Genomic DNA, 21125 nt, shown 5'->3' on the forward strand with positions numbered 1-21125 from the left:
TGTGTGCGGGTTGTGTGTGGTGGGGCTAGTTGTCCGCGACGCGCAGGGTCGCTGTATCCAGGAGCCGACACTGGCAAGCCAGGCGGTAGCCGCCGCCGGACTTGCCGAGGTCCTCCAGGAAGTCGAGTTCGTCGAGGTCGGGTTCGCCCAGGGCCGTGGCGCCTTCGAGGACCTCGACCACGCAGGAGCCGCACGCCCCCGACCGGCAGCCGAAGGGGATGACCCGCTGCTGTATCTCGTATTCGAGGTCGGTGAGGCGGGATCCCGCGGGCAGCATGACCTCCAGGCCCTGCGGCTGCAGCGTGAGCTTCTTGAGGATCATCGGAGTTCGGGCTTCCTAGGCGTTCGTCGACCGCCGGTCGCTCACCCCGCTGCCGGCACGCCGGACGGGAGGAGAATCGGGGACGGGGGCGGAGTGAGATCGGAGGAGTGTTCGGGGGCGAGGCGGGTGCCCGGGCGCAGAACCACGGCGGCGTGGTTGACCGCGGCGGCGGCCTCGCCGAAGCCGACGGAGATCAGGGGGACGCGGCCGGGGTAGGTGCAGCCGTCGCCGGCGGCGTACACCCCGGGCAGGCTGGTGCGCATGGCCTGGTCGACGGAGATCTGCCGGTTCTCCAGGGCCAGTCCCCAGTCGGCGATCGGCCCGAGCCGGCTGGTGAAGCCGAGCGCGGCGACCAGGGCCTGGGCGGGCCGCTCCAGGACGGTGTCCCCCGCGGTGATCTCCACGCGCTCCAGGCGTCCGCTGCCGTGGCAGGAGGTGACCTGGGCGTCGGTGACGAGCTCCACAGGTGCTTCGTAGAGCTGCTTGACGCTGTACTCATGGGCGCGGAAGGCGCCCCTGCGGTGTACGAGGGTGACGCTGCGGGCCCGCGGTGCGAGGGCGAGCGCCCAGTCGACCGCGCTGTCGCCGCCGCCGACGATGACCACGTCCTGGTCCCGGTGATCGTCCAGGCGGGCCACGTGGTAGGCGACGCCCCGGCCCTCGTAGGGGACGGCGCACGCCAGGGTGCGAGGGCTGAAGGTGCCCAGGCCCGCGGTGATCACCACGGCCCCGGTTCGTATCAGGAGGCCGGCATCCGTGCCGACCAGCCAGACGTCACCGTCCCGGGTCAAGGTGGTGGCGGTCTGCCCGAGCAGATGGCGCGGCCCGAACGGGGCGGCCTGCGCGAGCAGGTTGTCGACGAGGTCGCGGCCCTTGATGGCCGGGTGCCCCGCGACGTCGTACAGGAACTTCTCCGGGTAGAGCGCGGCGACCTGCCCGCCGGGGTGGGCGAGCGTGTCGACGACGGTGGTGCTCAGGCCGCGGAATCCGGCGTAGTAGGCGGCGTACAGGCCGGCCGGTCCGGCGCCGATGACGGTGATGTCGCTCGTGTGGTCCGGGGTGGCTGCCAGGGTGGTCATCTCAGTCCTTCTCGCGTACGCGGGCCTCGCGCAGGGCGAGCAGCTGGTGGAGGAATCCGTGGAGCGGAACGGGGATGCCGGCCTGCGCGGCGAGCCGTACGACCGCTCCGGTCCAGGCATCGAGTTCGGAGGGCCGGCCGCCGGCGATGTCGCGGTGCAGCGAGGAGGTTGCCGCAGCGGGCTGGCGGTCGACGAAGGCGAGGGTGTCCTCCACGATCCCGGTGGGCAGTCGGATGCCGTGCGCCTCGGCGACCCGCAGGACTTCCGCCATGCCGTCGGTGAGCAGCTGCCGGGTGCCGGGGCGGGTACGCAGCTCACCGATGGTCGCGTCGGTGGCCGCGCCGAGTCCGCCGAAGGGCACGACGAACAGGAGCTTCGCCCACAGCTGCGACCAGACGTCGGCGGGCACGGTCACGGGTACACCCGCCTGCGTGAAGACTTCGCGCAGGCGCCGTACCCGCTCGCTGTCCCGGTTGTCCCACTCGCCGAACGCGAGTGAGCCCTCGCCCCCGACGTGTCTGATCCGGCCGGGTCCGTCGAGCAGCGCGATGACTTTCGCGATGCCGGGCAGGACCGCGGCGCGGCCGACGGCCGCAGCGGTCTCCTCGGGTGCGGTGACACCGTTCTGGAGGGTCAGGACGGCGGTACCGGGCTTGACCAAGGGGGCCAGCAGCGGGAGCGCAGGGCCCAGCTGCCAGGTCTTCACGGCGAGCAGGACCAGGTCCACCGGGCCGGTCGAGGCGGTGTCCTCGGCGGCGGAGACCCGCGGCAACGTGAAGGTGCCGTCGGGTCCCGCCAGTGTCAGGCCGGACTCCCGCAGCGCCGCGAGGTGCGGGCCGCGCGCCACGAAATGCACCTCGTGGCCGGCTGCGGCGAGCCGCGCCCCGAAGTAGCCGCCAATGCCGCCGGAACCGATGACGGCCGCCTTGATACCGCTGCCCTGCCTGTTCATCAAAGCGTCCGTTCCCATCTTACTACCCTCTGGTATAGTCCAAACATTGCGGCTGCGCCCTGCTTTCGCGCATGCCGAATAGCGCAGAGTTAATCGCGTGCATTTATGACGCAACGGGGGCAGGTATCAGGTGGCCAGACATTCACGATCTGACGCGGCGTCAGATTTTTTGATGTGCTGTTGATTCCACGTTCCGCCGCGTCCCCCTGTGATGGGGGACACGGCTGCTCCCGCATTCCCCCCGATCAGACCGCCGGCGCGTGCCAGATGACGTCGTAGGCGACCGGGTTCGATACGGACGCCCTGGTCACGGCGGCGTCGCTGCCGGTGGTTGCCGCGAATCCAGCCAATGCGATCGCACCGGCGAGGGAAAGCGCGAGCAGGAATCCAGAAGTGATGCGAATGCGGGCCACGATGAAACAACTCCCCAAAATCTAACTTTGACTCAGAGGGCGTCACCCCTGCCCTCCGAGATCAGCTTGCCGGAGCACTGACCACAACGCCATCGCAACCCGATGGCGACAAGTTGCAGACGAGTTCCACTCACCCCCACCGGAAGTCGAGATCGTGAAGAATCCGGCAGAAGCGACATCTGAATCCTATAATCCGGACGATATTCCGGATTTTTGTGAACTGCATGTAACGCTCTACCGCATGGCTTTGGAGCGGGGAGTGATCCACCCCACTCTCGCCGCGCTGGACCTGGATCTGCCGGTGGAGGAGACCGAGGCGGCCATCGGCGACCTGCTCTCCCTCCACCTGCTGCGCCCCCGGCACTCCGGGAACCCCGGGAGCGACGGCATGCCCTCCGACAGCTCCGCCGGATACCTCGCCAGCAGTCCCGAGGTGGCGGTCACCCACCTCGTCGGGCCCATCGAGGCCGACATCAGGCAGCTGCGCCGACGGGCGGACCAGCTCAGCACCCATGTGATGACGCTGAAACCGGTCTTCGACGAGGCATGGCAGGGCCACTTCATGAAGGGCCCCGTCGAGTACCTCAACTCACTCGACGCCATCCGCACCGCGCTGGAGCGGATCTCGGCCTCGGCCCGGGTCGAGATCCTCGCCGCCCATCCCCAGGTGCCACCGCCGGAGGCGCTGGAGGACGGCTACGGGCGCACCGCGGATCCCGTCAGCCGGGGCATCCTGTGCCGCACCCTGTACCCGCACTCGGTTCTGTCCCACGGCTACATGCGCCAGCACCTGACCCGCATGAGCAAGCTGGGCGTGGAGTTCCGCACGGTCGGCCAGATCCCCGACCGCATCCTCCTGTTCGACGCGAGCACCGCGGTGATCTCCGATCCCGAGCAGCCGCGCGGCCAGGGCGCGCTCATCGTGCGCGACCCGTCGATGGTGCGCTACCTCTACCGCTCCTGGGAGAGCGTCTGGGACTCGGCCCGCCCCTTCGACGGCCCCGGAACGGACGTTTCGCAGAACTCGCCCAAGGACGAGCTGCGCCGCTCCATCCTGCGGCAGCTCGAAACGGGAATGAAGGACGAGATGTCCGCCCGCCGGCTGTCGATGTCCATCACCACCTACCGCCGCCACGTCACCGACCTGCTGGCCGAACTGAACGCCCAGAGCCGCTTCCAGGCCGGCAGCTACGCCCGCCGCGCGGGCTGGCTGGACGAATGAGCGACGGAACGAAAAAAGCCCCCTGACCTGTGTTTCCACAGGCCAGGGGGCTTTTTGAGAGTGGAGCCTAGGAGATTCGAACTCCTGACATCTGCCTTGCAAAGGCAGCGCTCTACCAACTGAGCTAAGGCCCCTCAACGCGGACACAGTCGTCCCCCGGGAGGGAGTGACCGTTCCGCAAGACAGAGTACCGGGTGTACCCCCTCATCTCGCAAAATGATAGGGACTCCCGCCCCACGACCACTCTCCGTAAGATGCTCGCGAGGTTCGCACCAGCGAAGGGGAGTAGTAAGAGTGGACGCAGTACAGCAAGAGGCCACGGCCAGAGCCCGGGAACTTCAGCGGAGTTGGTACGGGGAGCCGCTCGGAGCGCTCTTCCGCCGGCTCATAGATGACCTCGGCTTGAACCAGGCCCGCCTCGCTGCCGTCCTCGGGCTGTCGGCGCCGATGCTGTCCCAGCTGATGAGCGGGCAGCGGGCCAAGATCGGCAACCCGGCCGTGGTCCAGCGGGTCCAGGCTCTCCAGGACCTCGCGGGCCAGGTGGCCGACGGAAGCGTCAGCGCGGCGGAGGCGACCGACCGGATGGACGAGATCAAGAAGACCCAGGGAGGCTCCGTCCTCAGCAACAGCACCGGCCAGGCGGCCGGCGGTTCCGGCGCGCCCACCGTCAAGCGCGTGGTCCGGGAGATCCAATCGCTGCTGCGCTCGGTCTCCGCGGCCGGCGACATCATCGACGCGGCGAACACCCTCGCCCCCAGCCACCCGGAACTGGCAGAGTTCCTCCGGGTCTACGGAGCGGGTCGCACGTCCGACGCGGTCGCCCACTACGAGGCACACCAGAACTGACAGCGGAACTGACACGGGCGGCTGACGACGGGGGACGGGCGCGGCGATGGGTGAGGTCTTCGCGGGCCGGTACGAGCTGATCGATCCGATCGGGCGCGGCGGCGCCGGTGCCGTATGGCGGGCCTGGGATCACCGGCGCCGCCGGTACGTCGCCGCGAAGGTCCTCCTGCAGAGCGATGCCCACACCCTGCTGAGGTTCGTCCGTGAGCAGGCGCTGCGCATCGATCATCCGCACGTGCTGGCCCCGGCCAGCTGGGCGGCGGACGACGACAAGGTCCTGTTCACCATGGACCTCGTCGCCGGCGGTTCCCTCGCCCACGTGATCGGGGACTACGGGGCCCTGCCGCCCCGGTTCGTCTGCACGCTGCTCGACCAGCTCCTGTCGGGGCTGGCGGCGGTGCACGCGGAAGGCGTGGTCCACCGCGACATCAAACCGGCCAACATCCTGATGGAGGCCACTGGAACCGGGCGGCCGCACCTGCGGCTGTCCGACTTCGGCATCGCCATGCGCAAGGGCGAGCCCCGGCTGACCGAGACCGCCTTCGTGGTCGGCACCCCTGGCTATCTCGCGCCCGAGCAACTCCTCGGGTCCGAACCGGATTTCACCGCCGACCTGTTCGCCGTCGGGCTGGTCGGCCTGTATCTGCTGAGCGGCCGCAAGCCCGACTCCCAGGCCCTCGTGGGGCAGTTCCTCACCCACGGGACCCCCGGCGCGCCGGAAGGCGTCCCCGAGCCGCTGTGGGGCGTGTTGGCCGCCCTGCTTCAGCCGGACCCCCGGAGCAGGTTCAAGACGGCCACAGGGGCGCGCAAGGCCCTTGCCGAGGCCGTGGCGCTGCTGCCCTCGCCCGCCGCGGGCGAGGATCCGGTGGAGGTCTTCGACCAACTCGGCCCGGTCCCGGCCGATTTCACTCCGCGCAAGCTGCACGAAACGGCCCCCGCCCCGGCCTACGAGCCTTCGGAGACGGGCAGTTTCCACCTCCAGCCGCCGCTCCCCCGGCCGCCGCTCGCCCAGACGCCGCTCGCCCAGACGCCACTCCCCCAGACGCCGCTCCCTCAGCAACCCCTCCTCACCTCGGCCGCGTACCGCCAGCCGCCCGCGCAGCCCCGTACCGGCGGCGTCGCTCCGCCGTCCGCGAAGGTCTCCGCCGGGATCGTGTGCGCCGCGCTGCTCTGCTTCGCCGTCGGGATCTGGGCCCTGACCCAGCTGTAGGCACGGGGCCGGGCTCAGGCGGCCCGCCGCCTGGACAGCAGGACCCAGCCGCCGAGTACGAGCAGCAGCAGCGTCCCGGCTCCGAAGCCGGCGCCCGCGACCGTGCGCATCACCGACCGGTTCGCCGCGGCGGCCGCCGCCTCCACGGCCGTGGTGCCCTCCTTGGCGGCGGTCCGGTCCTCGGCCGCGACCCCGAAGCCGCCAACCGCGAGGCTTTCCGCGTAGGCGGGGGCCTTGCCCGCCCCGCCGATCAGGTCCAGGCGCAGGGTCAGCGGCACGGGCACCGCGTCCTCGGTGAACTCCCCGACCTTTCCACCCATGGTCACGGTGACGTAGTACCAGCCGGCCATCCGGACGGGCTCCACGTTCCGGTTGCTGGAGAAGCGGTTCTCGTACGCCACCGGCGCCGTCCTCGGCAGGGAAACGCCCGCCTGCTTGCCGTCGTAGGAGGCGTCCTTGTAGTCGACCAGGGCCCGGTAGGGGCTGTAGAGCGAGACGGTGAGCCCGTCCGAGGCCGAGCCGTACTCCTTCGTCCGCCGGGCGGCGGAGAGTTCGGCGCCGAGGCCGAGCTGCTGTCCCCAGTCGAGCGGCACCCGGTAGTAGCGGGTCTGGCCGGGCCGCAGGCTGTCGCTCCACACCCCGGCGCCCAGGGCGCGCGCGTCGTTGAACCCGGTGCCGCCGGCCCGCGGCGCCGGATCGGTGCCCGGCAGGGTCGGGGAGGCCGAGGGCCAGACGCTGGGCGCGGTGGTGGGCGCGCTGCCCGAGGCGAGGCCCGGTTCGCGCTGGACCCGGAGCTCCAGCGGCCAGGCGGCCGGGTTCCCGTCCTTGGGCGCCGTGCGGGTCACCTTGGCGTAGTAGACCCCGGCGCCCTGGCAGTCGGCGTCCTCCTGCAGTTTGCGGGCCCCCACCGCGCTGATGGGGACGGGGTCGTAGCCGAAGGCGGCCCGGCCGGTGCCGCCGCTGCCGCACGCGCGGCTGTCCGGGGACATGACCTCCACCTCCACCCCGTCGCCGTAGCCGACCTTGGCGTCCGAAGGGGGCCGCAGGACGGCGGAGACGTACACGGAGGAACGGTCGTCGAGGTTGAGCCGGTAGAAGCGCTCCCCGGGCGCGAGCGAGTCCTCGTAGAGCGATCCGGCCTCCAGCAGCGGGGCACCGGCGCTGGAGGGCTTCCCCTCCACGGCCTTCGCCCCGTCGGCGCTCCGGTAGACCGGCACCGGGCCACCTGCCGGGGCCCCGCCCCCGGTCCCCGCCGAGGGCCCGGCCACGGCCGCGGGCGCGGCCACCAGCCCGAGGACCACCACCCCGACCGAAAGCCCCGCCGAGAGCCCCGCCGCACGCCCGGCCGACACCCAGCCCACCCCAGGCAGAAGTCCCCGTACCCGCCCCATCACGCCCACCCACCCCGAATTTGCCAGCGCAAGCCAAAATTTTGCATACCGCAAGTTTTTGTCACAGAGCAGCACAAAGCCCCGACCGCAGCGGCAGTCGGGGCTCTGGGATCAACCTTGGGTCTCACACACCGGAACCAGAAGGCACGGAGTCAGTTGCCTCCGTCCACAGGTCCTGCTCGGCGCGGTCCGCCTGGATCTGGCGGTACACGAGGAGCCCGCCGATGGCGGCCAGTGCGACCAGGAGCAGCTTCTTCACCGCGCGACCTCGTCTTTCGTTGACGTAGGGGACTTCTGGCGCCCAACAATACACACCGACCGATACCGATCGGTGACCTGCCGGCCCACCAAACAATCCGCCAACTGGCCCTACGACAAAGACCCCCAGGCCATGGGCCTGGGGGTCTTCGACACTGTGGGGCTAACAGGATTTGAACCTGTGGCCTCATCCTTATCAGGGATGCGCTCTAACCAACTGAGCTATAGCCCCATCCGCGCTGCGCGCTGACTTCTGAAGGTTAGCGCACAGACCCGGTGACTCCAAAATCGATGGCGGCGACCCGTCTGCGCAGGTCATCCGCCTCCTCCCTGGAGGGTCTACTCGTCCTCGGCGAGCGTCAGCTCCACACCGCCGACGAACCCCGCCGACAGGTTGTAGATGAACGAGCCGAGCGTCGCCAGCGCCGTCATGAGCACCACGTCGATGACCGAGATCACCGAGGTGAAGATCAGAACGCGCGGCAGCGACAGGAACGACTGGAGGTCGAAGCCGTTGCTCTCGTTCGAGCCGGTCGCCTCGCTGATCGTGCCGCCGACGCTGGAGAAGATCCCCATGGCGTTCATGACCATCCACAGCACCACCGACGCCACGATCGTGCAGACGCCCAGCGCGATGGACAGCAGGAAGCTGACCTTCATCACCGACCACGGGTCGGCCTTGGCCACCCTGAGCCGCGCCTTGCGCGTCCTGGGCGCCGTACGGGTCCCAGGGCGCGGCTTGCGCTGCGCCGCCGGCTCACCGGCGCCGCGGGGCGCCCCGGCACCGGCGGGCGCGCCCGTGGGCGCCGGGTAGGCCTGCGGCGGGTGATAGGGCTGATGCGGCTGCTGCTGGCCGGCCTGCGTCTGAGGCGACTGAGGCGGCTGCGGTCCTCGGGTTTCCGTCACGGTTCCCCCCTGGGAGTCCGCGGCGGGGCCACGGGCACCGTTGGCTCCAGTCTTGGACGGTCCGGCGCCCGTGGCTCCACTCACGCTTACTCCTCGTGCTCCCCAGCCGAAGGCTCCGTGCCCTCGGCGGCCTCGGCTGCCTGTCCTTCGACGGCCGCCTCGGTCCCGATCTCGGTCTCGTTCTCGCTGTCGTTCTCGCTGTCGTCGACCTCGTCAGCATCCTGACCGGCCTCCGCGTTGCGGGCGATACCTACGACGGCATCCCGCTTGCCCAGGTTGATCAGCTGGACGCCCATGGTGTCACGGCCGGTCTCCCGAACTTCGTTGACGCGCGTACGAATCACACCACCGCCGAGCGTGATGGCGAGAATCTCGTCCGTTTCGTCGACCACCAGAGCACCGACGAGCGAGCCCCGGTCCTCCACGATCTTGGCGGCCTTGATGCCCAGGCCGCCACGGCCCTGGACGCGGTACTCGTTCACCGGCGTCCGCTTGGCGTAGCCGCCGTTGGTCGCGGTGAAGACGAACGTACCGGGCCGGACCACGCTCATGGAGAGCAGTTCGTCACCCTCGCGGAAACTCATGCCCTTCACGCCCGAGGTGGCGCGGCCCATCGGGCGCAGCGCGTCGTCGGTCGCGGTGAAGCGGATCGACTGCGCCTTCTTGCTGATGAGCAGCAGGTCGTCCTCGGCGGACACCAGCTCCGCGCCGATCAGCTCGTCGTCGCTGCCGTCCTCCGTCTCCCGGAGGTTGATGGCGATGACACCACCCGAACGGGGCGAGTCGTAGTCCTTGAGCGCCGTCTTCTTCACCAGGCCGCCCTTGGTGGCCAGGATCAGGTAGGGCGCGGCCTCGTAGTCGCGGATCGCGAGGATCTGGGCGATCTTCTCGTCCGGCTGGAAGGCCAGCAGGTTGGCCACGTGCTGCCCGCGCGCGTCGCGTCCGGCGTCCGGGAGCTCGTACGCCTTGGACCGGTAGACGCGGCCCTTGTTCGTGAAGAACAGCAGCCAGTGGTGCGTGGTGGACACGAAGAAGTGGTCGACCAGGTCGTCCTGCTTCAGCTTCGTGCCGCGCACGCCCTTGCCGCCGCGCTTCTGCGAGCGGTAGTCCTCGGTCTTGGTGCGCTTGACGTACCCGCCGTGGGTGATCGTGACGACGATGTCCTCTTCGGCGATCAGGTCCTCGATGGACATGTCACCGTCGAAGGGCACCAGCTTGGAGCGCCGGTCGTCGCCGAACTTCTCGACGATGGCGGCCAGTTCCTCGCTGACGATCTGCCGCTGGCGCTCTTCCGAGGCCAGGATGGCGTTGTACTCGTTGATCTTGGCCTGGAGCTCGTCGTGCTCGGCGACGATCTTCTGCCGCTCCAGGGCCGCGAGGCGGCGGAGCTGCATCTCCAGGATCGCGTTCGCCTGGATCTCGTCGATCGACAGCAGGCCCATCAGGCCCTCGCGGGCGATCTCGACCGTGTTGCTGCGCCGGATGAGGGCGATGACCTCGTCGATCGCGTCCAGCGCCTTGAGCAGACCGCGCAGGATGTGGGCGCGCTCCTCCGCCTTGCGCAGGCGGAAGCGCGTGCGCCGGACGATGACCTCGATCTGGTGCTGCACCCAGTGGCGGATGAACGCGTCGATCGACAGCGTGCGCGGCACGCCGTCCACCAGCGCCAGCATGTTCGCGCCGAAGTTCGTCTGCAGGTCGGTGTGCTTGTAGAGGTTGTTCAGCACGACCTTGGCGACGGCGTCCCGCTTGAGGACGATCACCAGGCGCTGGCCGGTCCGCGAAGAGGTCTCGTCGCGGACGTCGGCGATGCCGCCGACCTTGCCGTCCTTGACCAGGTCGGCGATCTTCTGCGCCAGGTTGTCGGGGTTGGTCTGGTACGGAAGCTCCGTGACCACCAGGCACTGGCGGTTCTGGATCTCCTCGACCTCCACCACCGCGCGCATGGTGATCGAGCCGCGCCCGGTCCGGTACGCCTCCTCGATGCCCTTGCGTCCCACGACCAGGGCGCCCGACGGGAAGTCCGGGCCCTTGATCCGCTCGATGAGCGCGTCCTGGAGCTCCTCGTGCGAGGCCTCCGGGTGCTCCAGCGCCCACTGGGCGCCGGCCGCGACCTCGCGCAGGTTGTGCGGCGGGATGTTGGTGGCCATGCCGACCGCGATACCGGCGGAGCCGTTGATCAGCAGGTTCGGGAAGCGCGCCGGCAGGACCGTCGGCTCCTGGTTGCGGCCGTCGTAGTTGTCCGTGAAGTCGACGGTCTCCTCGTCGATGTCCCGGAGCATCTCCATGGCCAGCGGCATGAGCTTGCACTCGGTGTAGCGCATCGCGGCGGCCGGGTCGTTGCCCGGGGAGCCGAAGTTGCCGTTGGAGTCCACCAGCGGCATGCGCAGCGACCACGGCTGGGCCAGGCGGACCAGGGCGTCGTAGATCGAGCTGTCACCGTGCGGGTGGTAGGTGCCCATGACGTCGCCGACGACGCGGGCGCACTTGTAGAAGCCCTTCTCGGGCCGGTAGCCGCCGTCGTACATCGCGTACAGCACGCGGCGGTGGACCGGCTTGAGGCCGTCCCGTACGTCGGGCAGCGCGCGGGAGACGATGACGGACATCGCGTAGTCGAGATAGGAGCGCTGCATCTCGGTTTCGAGCCCGACGGGCTCGATGCGCATGACGGGCTGCTCCTCCGCGGGGTTCTCCGCAGTGGGGGTGATTTCGTCGGCCATTGCTGGTCAGAAGTCCTTTCAGGCGGTCAGCTGAGCCGACTCAGATGTCGAGGAAGCGAACGTCCTTGGCGTTGCGCTGGATGAAGGAGCGCCGGGCTTCGACGTCCTCACCCATCAGCACCGAGAACAGGTCGTCGGCCTGCGCGGCGTCGTCCAGGGTGACCTGGCCGAGCACGCGGTGGTCCACGTCCATGGTGGTGACGCGCAGTTCCTCGGCGTTCATCTCGCCCAGACCCTTGAAGCGCTGGATCGAGTCTTCCTTGATCCGCTTGCCCTGCCCCTTGCCGAGCTCGACCAGGGCGTCGCGCTCGCGGTCCGAGTACGCGTACTCGAAGTCGTCGCGACCCCACTTGATCTTGTACAGCGGCGGGCGCGAGAGGTAGACGTGCCCGGCCTCGACCAGCGGCCGCATGAAGCGGAACAGGAAGGTCAGCAGCAGGGTGTTGATGTGCTGGCCGTCGACGTCGGCGTCGGCCATCAGGATGATCTTGTGATAGCGGAGCTTCTCGATGTCGAAGTCCTCGTGCACACCGGTGCCGAAGGCGCTGATCAGCGCCTGGACCTCGGTGTTCTGGAGGATCTTGTCGATCCGCGCCTTCTCGACGTTCAGGATCTTGCCGCGGATGGGCAGGATCGCCTGGTACATCGGGTTGCGGCCGGACTTGGCCGAGCCGCCGGCCGAGTCGCCCTCGACGATGAAGATCTCGCACTTGGTCGGGTCGTTCGACTGACAGTCGGACAGCTTGCCCGGCAGCGAAGCGCTCTCCAGCAGACCCTTGCGGCGGGTGAGGTCGCGGGCCTTGCGGGCCGCGACGCGCGCCGTGGCCGCGTTGATCGACTTGCGGATGATGTCCGCGGCCTCGTTCGGGTTCCGGTCGAACCAGTCGTTGAGGTGCTCGTGGACGACCTTCTGCACGAAGGTCTTGGCCTCCGTGTTGCCCAGCTTGGTCTTCGTCTGGCCCTCGAACTGCGGCTCGCCCAGCTTGATCGAGATGATCGCGGTCAGACCCTCGCGGATGTCCTCGCCGGCCAGGTTGTCGTCCTTCTCGCGAAGGAACTTCTTCTCGCGCGCGTAGCGGTTCACCAGACCCGTCATCGCGGCGCGGAAGCCCTCTTCGTGGGTGCCGCCCTCGTGCGTGTGGATCGTGTTCGCGAAGGAGTAGACGCCCTCGGTGTACTGCGAGTTCCACTGCATCGCGATCTCGACCGAGAGCAGGCGCTCCTTGTCCTCGGCCTCGACGTCGATGACGGTCGGGTGGATCAGCTCGCCCTTGCGCGCGTTCAGGTGCTTCACGAAGTCGACGATGCCGCCCTCGTAGTGGTACTTGACCGTGCGCGGCTGGTCGTCGTCGGTGGTCTCGGCCGTCTCCGAGCCCACCGTCGCCTTGGCCGACTCGCGCTCGTCCGTCAGGGAGAGGGTCAGGCCCTTGTTGAGGAAGGCCATCTCCTGGAAGCGGCGCGCCAGCGTCTCGAAGGAGTACTCGGTCGTCTCGAAGATGTCGGGGTCGGCCCAGAACGTCACCGTGGTGCCGGTCTCGGTCGTCTCCTCGTTCTTGGCGAGGGGCGCCGTCGGGACACCGAGCTTGTAGTCCTGGGTCCAGCGGTAGCCGTCCGTCTTGACCTCGACCGCGACCTTGGTCGACAGGGCGTTCACGACGGAGACACCGACGCCGTGCAGACCGCCGGAGACGGCGTAGCCGCCGCCGCCGAACTTGCCGCCCGCGTGCAGGACCGTGAGCACGACCTCGACGGCCGGCTTGCCCTCGGACTTCACGATGCCGACCGGGATGCCCCGGCCGTTGTCGACGACGCGCACGCCGCCGTCCGCCAGGATCGTCACGTCGATGGTGTCCGCGTGCCCGGCCATGGCCTCGTCGACGGAGTTGTCGACGACCTCTTGTACGAGGTGGTGCAGGCCGCGCTCACCGGTGGAGCCGATGTACATACCGGGCCGCTTGCGGACCGCGTCCAGGCCCTCCAGGACCTGGATGGCACCTGCGTCGTATGCCTTGTCCTCACCGTTCCCGGCTGCGGACTCGTTCTTCTCGTTGGGGTTGCCCGAATCGGCCACGAAGCGCCCTTTCTGGCACAGCACAGGCCGTACTCCGGGGCCAGCAGGCATGCAAGCAGGAGCGGCTGCGTCGATCTGCGTTGTCAGCGGTGGTCAGCTTTACTCAACTGGATCCCGCGCGGGCGCGGGATTCTTGTTCAGTCTACCGGTACCACCGACACGAATGGGGGTTTGCCGGTACCTGAGTCCTCATGTGCCGCCCCGAAACTCCTCTCTCCGACTCCCCATATCAGGGGAGGGGCCCTAAGAGGCTCACACGGGCATTGAGCGCTTCGGGCTGTCAACCTCCCGCTACCGTGAGGGACACCACCCGCGCAGCCGTGCGCGACGGGCCCCCGGCCGGTGCCGTGGACCGCTTTGCGGGGCCTCGCGCGGGCATCCGGACAGGGCCCGGCGCGTGCTCGCGTACGGGGCCTCGCGCGGGCTCCCGTACGCCCGCTCGCGCGGCATCCGTACGGGGCCTCGCGGGCTCACCCGTAGGTGTCCCCCGGGCCCGTGCTCCCCGGCGCCCGCAACGGCCCGTACCGCTTCGGCCCGCCGCCCGGACCGTGGACCTTGATCAGCCGGACCGTGCCCTGCCCCAGGTCCGTGTTGAGCCGCGCCACCAACTGCGGAGCCAGCAGCTTCAGCTGCGCCGCCCACGCCGAGGAGTCGCAGCGGACCACCAACTCGCGGTCCTCGTACCGGTCCGGCACGCAGTGCGCCGCGATGTCCTGACCGACGATCTCCGGCCAGCGCTCCATCACGCCCGCCACCGCCATCGGCATCTCCCAGCCGCGCTCCGTCCGCAGCCGGTCCAGCGCCGCCATCAGCGGCATCGGGTCCCGGCCGTCGGCTCGGGCACCCGAGCGCAGGCCCGGCTGGTACTGGCGCTTCTTGCCCGTCGCCGCGCTGCCCCTGGCGCGCGCCTGCTCCCGGGCCGCCGCCAGCGCCTGGCGGGCCAGGTCGACGCCGGAGGGCTCGGGCACCTTGCGCGCGGGCTCCTGGGCGTCCTGCGGGCCGCCGGGGCCGCCTCGGCTCCGTCCGCTCTCACTGCGCTTGCCTTCGCTGGGCCTGTCTTGGCTTCGCCTGTCTTCGTTCACAGCCGGGTCACCTCACCGCCGGACACCGCGAACCGCGTTCCGACCAGCACCCCCGGGACGTCGTCGTCGACCGCCGCCGTCACCAGCACCTGCTCGCCCTGCGCCACCAGCTCCGCCAGCCGTTCCCGGCGCCGCGCGTCCAGCTCCGCGAACACGTCGTCGAGGATCAGCACCGGCTCGCTGCCCTCGGAGCGCAGCAGCTCGTAGGAGGCCAGCCGCAGCGCCAGCGCGTACGACCAGGACTCGCCGTGGCTCGCGTACCCCTTGGCCGGCAGCTCGCCCAGGCGCAGCAGCGCGTCGTCGCGGTGCGGGCCGACCAGGGTCACACCGCGCTCGATCTCCTGCTTGCGGACGTCGGCCATCGCGGCGAGCAGTACCTCGTAGAGCGCCTCGCGGGTGCGGGCCCCGCCGCCGTCCACGGCCTCGCCCGCCTCGCCGGCCGCCGAGGACTTGTACGTCAGGCCGATCGGGCCGCCGCCGGGCGCGAGCTGCTCGTAGGCCTTGTCGGCCAGCGGCAGCAGGGTCGCGATCAGGTCGAGCCGCTGGGCCAGCAGCTCCGCGCCCGTGCGCGCCAGGTGCTGGTCCCAGACGTCGAGCGTGGACAGGTCCATCGAGCGGCCGCCGTGCCGGCGGGCCATCGCGGCCGACTTCAGCAGGGTGTTGCGCTGCTTGAGCACCCGCTCGTAGTCCGAGCGCACCGCCGCCATGCGCGGGGAGCGTGCCGTCACGAGCTCGTCGAGGAAGCGGCGCCGCTCTCCCGGATCGCCCTTGACCAGGGCCAGGTCCTCGGGGGCGAACAGCACCGTGCGGACGATGCCCAGCACGTCCCGGGGCCTGACCTGCGAGGACCTGTTGATCCGGGCCCGGTTCGCGCGGCCGGGATTCAGCTCCAGTTCGACCAACTGCTGGCGCTCGCCCTGGGTGACGGCGGCCCGGATGACGGCCCGCTCGGCGCCCATCCGCACCAGCGGGGCGTCCGCGGAGACGCGGTGGCTGCCGAGGGTCGCGAGGTAGCCGATGGCCTCGACCAGGTTCGTCTTGCCCTGGCCGTTGGGGCCCACGAAAGCCGTGACGCCCGGGTCGAGGGGAACCTCTGCCCGGACGTACGAACGGAAGTCGGCCAACGAGAGATGCGAAACATGCATACGGCGCCGACCTCCCCCGGCTTCCTGCTGCTCTGCTCTGTGGAGCTGTGAAACCGGATCCACAGCACCCGCGGATGCTGTGGATCCCTTGTGGATTACTTCTTCTCGACCGCGTGGCCGCCGAACTGGTTGCGCAGCGCGGCGATCATCTTCATCTGCGGGGAGTCGTCCTGGCGAGACGCGAAGCGCGCGAAGAGCGACGCGGTGATCGCCGGCAGCGGCACCGCGTTGTCGATCGCGGCCTCGACCGTCCAGCGGCCCTCGCCCGAGTCCTGCGCGAAGCCGCGCAGCTGCTGGAGGTGCTCGTCCTCGTCCAGCGCGTTCACGGCCAGGTCCAGCAGCCAGGAACGGATGACCGTGCCCTCCTGCCAGGACCGGAACACCTCGCGGACGTCGGTGACCGAGTCGACCTTCTCCAGGAGCTCCCAGCCCTCGGCGTAGGCCTGCATCATGGCGTACTCGATGCCGTTGTGGACCATCTTCGCGAAGTGGCCGGCGCCGACCTTGCCCGCGTGCACGGCGCCGAACTCGCCCTCCGGCTTGAGGGCGTCGAAGACGGGCTGGACGGCCGCGACGTGCTCCTTGTCGCCGCCGTACATCAGCGCGTAGCCGTTCTCCAGGCCCCAGACGCCGCCCGAGACTCCGCAGTCGACGAAGCCGATGCCCTTGCCGGCCAGCTCGGCGGCGTGCTTCTCGTCGTCGGTCCAGCGCGAGTTGCCGCCGTCGACGACGATGTCGCCGGGCGAGAGCAGCTCGGCGAGCTCGTCGACGGTGGACTGGGTCGCCGCGCCCGCGGGGACCATCACCCACACCACGCGGGGGGCCTGCAGGCTGTCCACAAGCTCCGCCAGGCTGTGGACATCGGCGAGGTCCGGGTTGCGGTCGTATCCGATGACGGTGTGGCCGGCGCGGCGGATGCGCTCGCGCATGTTGCCGCCCATCTTGCCGAGACCGACGAGACCAAGCTCCATCAGGTGGTTCCTTAAGCGTTGTGGCCGTCTGTGCCGGGGTTCCCCGCTGCCCGGGGACATCCCCGGTGCCGAGCCTACGCCGGGCGGCGTGCCCCGGCTCCACGGGCACTCCGGGTGCCGGGAACGCCGTCGGGCCCGGCCCCGCGGAAGCGAGACTGGGCCCGACGGTGTTCGGAAGGGTCCGGGGGACTCAGCCGGAGAGGCGGACCGGCATGATCAGGTACTTGTACGCCTCGTCGGCCTCGGCGTCGACCGCCGGGCGGCCGCTGAGCAGCGCCGGCTTGGTGGACGTGGTGAAGCTGAGCTGCGCGGCCGGCGAATCGATCGCGCTCAGGCCGTCCAGTAGGAAGGTCGGGTTGAAGGCGATCGAGATGTCGTCGCCCTCCAGCTTCGCGTCGACGCGCTCCACAGCCTGTGCGTCGTCGGAGGAGCCGGCCTCCAGGATCAGGACGCCCTGCTCGAAGCTGAGGCGGACCGGGGTGTTGCGCTCGGCGACCAGGGCGACGCGCTTGACGGCCTCGACGAACGGGGCGGTCTCGATCACGGCGACGGAGTTGAACTCGGTCGGGAAGAGCGTGCGGTACTTCGGCAGGTCGCCTTCGAGGAGGCGGGTGGTGGTGCGCCGGCCGGCGCCCTCGAAGCCGATGAGGCCCTCGCCCTTGCCGGAGCCCGACAGCGCGATGGTGACCGTGTCGCCGCTCGTGAGCGACTTGGCGGTGTCCAGGAGGGTCTTGGCGGGCACCAGGGCCACGGCCGAGGCCTCCGGGTCCTCGGGCTTCCACAGGAACTCGCGGACCGCGAAGCGGTACCGGTCGGTGGAGGCCAGGGTGACGCGGTCGCCCTCGATCTCGATGCGGACACCGGTGAGCACGGGCAGCGTGTCGTCGCGGCCGGCGGCGATGGCGACCTGTGCGGCGGCGGAGGCGAAGACCTCACCGGGCACCGTGCCGGTCGCGGTGGGCATCACCGGAAGCGCCGGGTATTCCTCCACAGGCAGGGTGTGGAGTGTGAATCGCGAGGAGCCGCAGACCACGGTCGCCCGTACACCGTCTGTGGAAATCTCCACCGGGCGGTTGGGGAGGGCGCGGCAGATGTCGGCGAGCAGCCGGCCGGAGACCAGGACCGTGCCGTCCTCCTCGACGTCCGCCTCGACGGAGACGCGGGCCGAGACCTCGTAGTCGAAGCCGGAGAGGGACAGCTTGCCCTCCTCGGCCTTCAGCAGCAGGCCCGCGAGAACGGGCACCGGCGGCCGGGCCGGGAGGCTACGGGCAGCCCAGGCCACCGCCTCCGCGAGTACGTCGCGCTCCACCCGGATCTTCACCGGAAACCGCCTCCTGCTGTTGCTCGCTCGTCTGCCGGCCTTCGTCGTCGGCTCGTCGATGCCTCGACCGTTGCCGGGGACCAGTCTGACGTACGGCGCCGACAGTCGTCGCTGTCGGCGGTCAAGTCGGGAGCGAGGTGTCGGGGAGGGCGATCCACCGAGTTGTGCACAGGACCTGCTTGAAAACCGAAACCGGGCTAACTCTCTATGGGGGTAGTAGTAGGGGCTGTGGAAACGGTGGATAAGCCTGTTTTCGCAGGTCAGCCCGCGTTTTTTATCCCCACACCCTGTGGGTGGCACCGGTGGACAACCAGGTGTCTCTGTGGAGAACGAAAAGTTCTGCACAGGCCATCCCCAGATGACCCCCACTACTCCACAGGTGTGTCCCCAGGTTTCCCCCAGTACTCCACAACCCAAACGTCGACTTCGGTGTGACCGCTTTCACTCGGGTCGGTGAGAGCGGGTGGTTCGTTGCCGAACAGTGGACAACGGTGTGGGGAAGTCGTCTGATCCTGTGCACAGGACACGGGAAGCTGTGGACCACCGGTGGACAACCCGGTGGATGGACCTGTGGATGAAATTTCTGTCCACAGCCTGTGGATAGCTGTTGCTCACAATTCCACAGGGGTCTGACCAGCCCTGATGGTGCCTCACAGCTGGGGTCTGTGGATAGCCTTGTGGGTGGAGAACCCCGTCCCCAGGGTGTGGACGGAAGAAAGTCGCCCAATCTGTGGATGAGTTGCTCCATTGGGGGCGTATTCGAACAGGTTGGAGGCGCACGCACGAAGAAGGGCGCCCCCGAAGTGACCCGGGAGCGCCCTCTGGAAGCGTTTCTAGAGGCCTGAGAAGCCCCCCGGCGACGCCCGTACGGCCCGTTCACGGGGCCCGCGTCAGCCGTTCTTGATGCGGTTGGTGAGCTCCGTGACCTGGTTGTAGATGGAGCGGCGTTCCGCCATCAGAGCGCGGATCTTGCGGTCCGCGTGCATGACGGTGGTGTGGTCGCGCCCGCCGAACTGCGCCCCGATCTTGGGCAGCGAAAGGTCCGTGAGCTCCCGGCACAGGTACATGGCGATCTGCCGGGCGGTGACGAGCACCCGGCTGCGCGAGGAGCCGCACAGGTCGTCCACGGTGAGCCCGAAGTAGTCGGCGGTGGCGGCCATGATGTCGCCGGCCGTGATCTCGGGCGCGCTGTCCTCGCCACCGGGGATCAGGTTCTTCAGGACGTCCTCGGTCAGGCCCAGGTCGACCGGCTGCCGGTTCAGGCTCGCGAACGCCGTGACCCGGATCAGCGCCCCCTCCAGCTCGCGGATGTTGCGCGAGATGCGGGAGGCGATGAACTCCAGGACCTCCGGCGGGGCGTTGAGGTGCTCCTGGACGGCCTTCTTGCGCAGGATCGCGATACGGGTCTCCAGCTCGGGCGGCTGGACGTCGGTGATCAGGCCCCACTCGAAGCGGTTGCGGAGCCGGTCCTCCAGAGTGACGAGCTGCTTGGGCGGCCGGTCGGAGGACAGCACGATCTGCTTGTTGGCGTTGTGGAGCGTGTTGAAGGTGTGGAAGAACTCCTCCTGCGTCGACTCCTTGCTCGCGAGGAACTGGATGTCGTCGACGAGCAGGATGTCCATCTCGCGGTAGCGCTTGCGGAACGCGTCGCCCTTGCCGTCGCGGATCGAGTTGATGAACTCGTTGGTGAACTCCTCGGAGCTCACGTACCGCACCCGGGTGCCGGGGTAGAGGCTCCGCGCGTAGTGCCCGATGGCGTGCAGCAGGTGCGTCTTGCCGAGGCCCGACTCCCCGTAGATGAACAGGGGGTTGTACGCCTTCGCCGGCGCCTCGGCGACGGCCACCGCGGCGGCGTGCGCGAAGCGGTTGGACGCGCCGATGACGAAGGTGTCGAAGAGGTACTTGGGGTTCAGCCGGGCGGTCGGCTCCAGCGGGCCGGAGGTCGAACCGCCGGACGGGGCCGAGGGCGCGGGCCGGCTGGGCGCCGGGCGCGGGGCCGGCTGTTCGTACTGCTGCTGCTCGTACTGATGGGACTGGCGCTGCTGCTGGCCCTCGTACTGCTGGCGCGATTGCTGCTCGTACTTCTGCTGCTCGTACTTCTGGGGTTCGTAGGAGCCCTGGTCGTAGGAGGAGGGCTCGGACTGCTGGAGGTAGCCCGGCTGCGGGGAGGCGTACGGGTCGCGCTCGGGGAAGCCGCCGAGGCGGGGCTGCTGCCAGCCGTAGTCGTCCTGCTGGCCGCCGCGGGGCCAGGCGCCGGGCTCGGGGCGCTGCTGCTGGTAGTCCGGGTAGGCGGGGCGGGCCGTGGGGAGCCGGTCGTCGTCGGAGGGGCCGGGGCCGGTGTGGCCTCCGGGTCCGGTGTGACCGCCGGGGCGCTGGCCGCCGTAGGGCTCGTAGGAGTCGTGCCCCGACGGCCCGCTCTGTGCCTGGGGCGCGGGTTCGCCGGCGGAGTCGTCGACGGTGATGGCGATCCGGATCGGACGCCCGCACTCCCGGCTGAGGGCATCGCTGATGAGCGGGGCGAGGCGGCCTTCGAGGATGCGCTTGCCGTACTCGTTGGGGACGGCGAGCAGGGCGGTGTCGGCTACGAGTGCCAGGGGCTGGCACCGTTCGACCCACTGCTTGTCCTTGGGCTCGATGCTGTTCTGACCCTCCCCGAGGAGCTTTTCGAGCACCCTTGGCCACACTGCGGCAAGATCGGCAGGTACGTCAGCCACAGAGCACGCTCTCTCACAGGGGTCCCACGAATGTGTGGTTCTTTGGGACGGTCGGGACAAAAAATCCGGGGTCAGGCAACGGTAGTCAGGCCGACGGGTACGGTTCAAGTCGTTGTCCACAGCCTGTGCACAGTGTGGGGCCCCGTCGGCTCGGTTTGACCGGATGGCGTAGCCGCGCGTACCGTAACGAGGTCGAGTTGTCGATGGCTGCTGCCGCCTGCCTACCGATGGGCGAAGATCACGAATCGTGATCGTTTTGCGGTGCCACTCGGGCGAACACGCGAGTTTTCTCCTCGTGGGCGCACGGTGACAGCCAGGCGATGTCCCGCCACAACGATTTATTCTCTGGAGCCCCCGAGTGAGCAAGCGCACCTTCCAGCCGAACAACCGCCGTCGTGCCAAGACCCACGGCTTCCGCCTGCGGATGCGTACCCGTGCCGGTCGCGCCATCCTCGCGAACCGTCGTGGCAAGGGCCGCGCCGCCCTTTCCGCGTAACTGACG

The 21125-nt window shown here is 69.4% G+C and carries 18 protein-coding genes and 2 tRNA genes; 4 read left to right on the forward strand and 16 right to left on the reverse strand.

Annotated elements, in window-relative coordinates:
- Nucleotides 1–25 precede the first annotated feature (25 nt).
- The 4 genes from ACFXDJ_RS00325 to ACFXDJ_RS00340 form a co-directional block, all read right to left on the reverse strand.
- Nucleotides 26–322, reverse strand: coding sequence for a 2Fe-2S iron-sulfur cluster-binding protein (locus ACFXDJ_RS00325; protein ID WP_384649489.1), 297 nt, complete (start codon nucleotides 320–322; stop codon nucleotides 26–28).
- Nucleotides 323–363: 41 nt separating this feature from the next.
- Nucleotides 364–1401 carry an NAD(P)/FAD-dependent oxidoreductase gene (locus ACFXDJ_RS00330; RefSeq protein WP_384649487.1) on the reverse strand — a complete coding sequence of 346 codons (1038 nt, stop codon included), beginning with the start codon at nucleotides 1399–1401 and terminating at the stop codon, nucleotides 364–366.
- A gap of 1 nt (nucleotide 1402) precedes the next feature.
- Nucleotides 1403–2353 carry a 2-dehydropantoate 2-reductase gene (locus tag ACFXDJ_RS00335; RefSeq protein ID WP_384649485.1) on the reverse strand — a complete coding sequence of 317 codons (951 nt, stop codon included), beginning with the start codon at nucleotides 2351–2353 and terminating at the stop codon, nucleotides 1403–1405.
- Between the two features lie 245 nt (nucleotides 2354–2598).
- On the reverse strand, nucleotides 2599–2766 hold the full coding sequence (locus tag ACFXDJ_RS00340) for a hypothetical protein (protein ID WP_384649483.1): 168 nt from the start codon (nucleotides 2764–2766) through the stop codon (nucleotides 2599–2601).
- A 241-nt stretch (nucleotides 2767–3007) separates the two neighbouring features.
- On the opposite strand from ACFXDJ_RS00340, the gene ACFXDJ_RS00345 reads away from it, so the two are divergent.
- Nucleotides 3008–3988 (forward strand): hypothetical protein, encoded by a 981-nt coding sequence (locus ACFXDJ_RS00345; protein ID WP_384649481.1) that lies wholly within the window; start codon nucleotides 3008–3010, stop codon nucleotides 3986–3988.
- Between the two features lie 61 nt (nucleotides 3989–4049).
- Here the strand turns inward: ACFXDJ_RS00345 and ACFXDJ_RS00350 are convergent.
- Nucleotides 4050–4122, reverse strand: a tRNA-Ala gene (locus ACFXDJ_RS00350).
- Nucleotides 4123–4282: 160 nt separating this feature from the next.
- On the opposite strand from ACFXDJ_RS00350, the gene ACFXDJ_RS00355 reads away from it, so the two are divergent.
- A complete protein-coding gene (locus ACFXDJ_RS00355) occupies nucleotides 4283–4834 on the forward strand; it encodes a helix-turn-helix domain-containing protein (protein ID WP_384649479.1) in 552 nt (183 codons plus the stop codon).
- Between the two features lie 46 nt (nucleotides 4835–4880).
- On the forward strand, nucleotides 4881–6044 hold the full coding sequence (locus tag ACFXDJ_RS00360) for a serine/threonine-protein kinase (protein WP_384649477.1): 1164 nt from the start codon (nucleotides 4881–4883) through the stop codon (nucleotides 6042–6044).
- A gap of 14 nt (nucleotides 6045–6058) precedes the next feature.
- Here the strand turns inward: ACFXDJ_RS00360 and ACFXDJ_RS00365 are convergent, their stop codons facing one another.
- The 11 genes from ACFXDJ_RS00365 to dnaA form a co-directional block, all read right to left on the reverse strand.
- Entirely contained in the window at nucleotides 6059–7396 is a 1338-nt protein-coding gene (locus tag ACFXDJ_RS00365; RefSeq protein WP_384649475.1) for a hypothetical protein, read from the reverse strand.
- A 163-nt stretch (nucleotides 7397–7559) separates the two neighbouring features.
- Nucleotides 7560–7694 (reverse strand): DLW-39 family protein, encoded by a 135-nt coding sequence (locus ACFXDJ_RS00370; protein ID WP_208809277.1) that lies wholly within the window; start codon nucleotides 7692–7694, stop codon nucleotides 7560–7562.
- 157 nt (nucleotides 7695–7851) lie between these two features.
- Nucleotides 7852–7925 (reverse strand) — tRNA-Ile (locus ACFXDJ_RS00375).
- A 107-nt stretch (nucleotides 7926–8032) separates the two neighbouring features.
- Nucleotides 8033–8683, reverse strand: a complete 651-nt coding sequence (locus ACFXDJ_RS00380) for a DUF3566 domain-containing protein (protein ID WP_384847399.1) — start codon at nucleotides 8681–8683, stop codon at nucleotides 8033–8035.
- A gap of 2 nt (nucleotides 8684–8685) precedes the next feature.
- A complete protein-coding gene (gene gyrA / locus ACFXDJ_RS00385) occupies nucleotides 8686–11319 on the reverse strand; it encodes a DNA gyrase subunit A (protein WP_384649473.1) in 2634 nt (877 codons plus the stop codon).
- Nucleotides 11320–11359: 40 nt separating this feature from the next.
- A complete protein-coding gene (gene gyrB / locus ACFXDJ_RS00390; RefSeq protein WP_384649471.1) occupies nucleotides 11360–13414 on the reverse strand; it encodes a DNA topoisomerase (ATP-hydrolyzing) subunit B in 2055 nt (684 codons plus the stop codon).
- Nucleotides 13415–13860: 446 nt separating this feature from the next.
- Nucleotides 13861–14358, reverse strand: a complete 498-nt coding sequence (locus ACFXDJ_RS00395; protein WP_384649469.1) for a DUF721 domain-containing protein — start codon at nucleotides 14356–14358, stop codon at nucleotides 13861–13863.
- A 110-nt stretch (nucleotides 14359–14468) separates the two neighbouring features.
- Nucleotides 14469–15617 (reverse strand): DNA replication/repair protein RecF, encoded by a 1149-nt coding sequence (gene recF, locus ACFXDJ_RS00400; protein WP_384649467.1) that lies wholly within the window; start codon nucleotides 15615–15617, stop codon nucleotides 14469–14471.
- A 95-nt stretch (nucleotides 15618–15712) separates the two neighbouring features.
- Nucleotides 15713–16588 carry a phosphogluconate dehydrogenase (NAD(+)-dependent, decarboxylating) gene (gnd, locus tag ACFXDJ_RS00405; RefSeq protein WP_384649465.1) on the reverse strand — a complete coding sequence of 292 codons (876 nt, stop codon included), beginning with the start codon at nucleotides 16586–16588 and terminating at the stop codon, nucleotides 15713–15715.
- A gap of 190 nt (nucleotides 16589–16778) precedes the next feature.
- On the reverse strand, nucleotides 16779–17909 hold the full coding sequence (gene dnaN, locus ACFXDJ_RS00410) for a DNA polymerase III subunit beta (protein WP_330297445.1): 1131 nt from the start codon (nucleotides 17907–17909) through the stop codon (nucleotides 16779–16781).
- A gap of 890 nt (nucleotides 17910–18799) precedes the next feature.
- Nucleotides 18800–20995: a chromosomal replication initiator protein DnaA gene (dnaA, locus tag ACFXDJ_RS00415; protein WP_384847402.1), complete on the reverse strand. Its 2196-nt coding sequence runs from the start codon at nucleotides 20993–20995 to the stop codon at nucleotides 18800–18802.
- Between dnaA and rpmH the strand changes: the two genes are divergently transcribed.
- Nucleotides 20982–21119, forward strand: coding sequence for a 50S ribosomal protein L34 (gene rpmH, locus ACFXDJ_RS00420; protein ID WP_008741645.1), 138 nt, complete (start codon nucleotides 20982–20984; stop codon nucleotides 21117–21119). The two genes, dnaA and rpmH, sit on opposite strands and share 14 nt — an antisense overlap.
- The last annotated feature ends 6 nt before the right edge of the window (nucleotides 21120–21125 follow it).

The organism is Streptomyces sp. NPDC059443 (assembly GCF_042750105.1).
Taxonomy (GTDB): Bacteria; Actinomycetota; Actinomycetes; order Streptomycetales; family Streptomycetaceae; genus Streptomyces.